We start from the raw sequence: 369 nt of genomic DNA, 5'->3' as shown, positions 1-369 counted from the left end.
ACGAACTCGAGGGCTACTATCCGAGCGGCTCCACCGTCGACGAGGCGGACGAACTCCGTCGCGAGGACCCCGACGCGTACGTCGAAGCCAGTCTCGACACGATGGAGCGCCACGTTCAGGGCATCCTCGACATGCAGGACCGCGGCGCGGTCGCGTTCGAGTACGGGAACAACATTCGCGGGCAGGTCAAGGAACACCGCGGGTTCGAGACCGCGTTCGACTTCCCCGGGTTCGTGCCCGCGTACATCCGGCCGTTGTTCTGTCGCGGCAAGGGACCGTTCCGCTGGGCGGCGCTCTCCGGGAACGAGGACGACATCGCGCGGACCGACGAGGCCGTGCTCGAACTGTTCCCGGAGAAGGACGACCTCG

General features: G+C 66.9%; 1 pseudogene. It reads left to right on the top strand.

Annotated features, from left to right (window positions below):
* A pseudogene (locus SM753_RS20280) lies at positions 1-369 on the top strand (urocanate hydratase); the annotation flags it as partial.

This window comes from Halostella sp. PRR32 (genome assembly GCF_034808085.1).
Taxonomy (GTDB): domain Archaea; phylum Halobacteriota; class Halobacteria; order Halobacteriales; family Natronoarchaeaceae; genus Halostella; species Halostella pelagica.
The sequence above is the reverse complement of the archived record's forward strand: the minus strand, read 5'-3'. Positions and strand labels throughout refer to the sequence as shown.